This window comes from Mediterraneibacter sp. ICN-202921, from assembly GCF_037890075.1.
GTDB lineage: Bacteria > Bacillota > Clostridia > Lachnospirales > Lachnospiraceae > Mediterraneibacter > Mediterraneibacter massiliensis.
In genome coordinates, this window is the sequence record NZ_JBBKBE010000041.1 from 1 (window position 1) to 726 (window position 726).

General features: G+C 44.6%; 3 protein-coding genes. All 3 read left to right on the forward strand.

Features of this window, described 5'->3' with window-relative positions; all coding sequences use genetic code 11:
* The coding region (locus WKT01_RS13715; RefSeq protein ID WP_340312762.1) for a helix-turn-helix domain-containing protein at window positions 1-248 on the forward strand (248 nt) is incomplete at its 5' end.
* On the forward strand, window positions 226-393 hold the full coding sequence (locus tag WKT01_RS13720; protein WP_270396168.1) for a hypothetical protein: 168 nt from the start codon (window positions 226-228) through the stop codon (window positions 391-393). The genes WKT01_RS13715 and WKT01_RS13720, both read left to right, overlap by 23 nt.
* Window positions 394-474: 81 nt before the next feature.
* Window positions 475-705: a hypothetical protein gene (locus WKT01_RS13725; RefSeq protein ID WP_340312764.1), complete on the forward strand. Its 231-nt coding sequence runs from the start codon at window positions 475-477 to the stop codon at window positions 703-705.
* Window positions 706-726 lie beyond the last annotated feature (21 nt).

Genomic DNA, 726 nt, shown 5'->3' on the forward strand with positions numbered 1-726 from the left:
CACGCGATACAACAATGTTGCAGGCAGACCCAGAGAAATTTTTGATTGCAATTGGTAACGCAGGAATGGATCTGTATGAATTATCAAAACAATCAGGTGTGGGATACAGTACTATCTGTATGATGCGTCGTGGGCTATATATGAAGCCCTGGAAATTAGGAAAGGTTTGCAAAGTATTAGAAGTAAAGGTTGAGGATATTGTGAGATACAGAGGAGGTGAAAGCGGTGCAGGGATTACAGGTAATTGAAGTAAAGAAACACGATATCATCTGTCGGAAGCGGAAGCAGAGAGACCAGGCGACAAAGGGCATAGTAACGATCGCATTTGTGTCACTGGCGTTGAACATGGTGCAGGCGGTTGTGATTTACATATTGCAGGCGGGGCCTATATAAAAAATGAGCGCATGTACAGGGCGGCAACCCTCATGCACTCAACAAACTATTCAACTGTATATTAACACAAGGAGAGGAAAAATGGAAGATAAACAGAAAATTTGTGACCTGCTTCTGCCGGCACTGCAAGCGACAAGGGCGTTTTATGATCTGGACGACCTGGAGTACATTCCAGAACAGGGGATCGTGATTGCTACGTTCGCAGACGGCACAATCCGGAAAGTGGACGTGTGGCTGAAAGAAGGAGATCAGGTGATCATAGAGACGATTAAGCAGCTCAAGACGGAGATAGGAGGCGTTTATGAAAAATAAAGAAAAATGCTGCGATACATG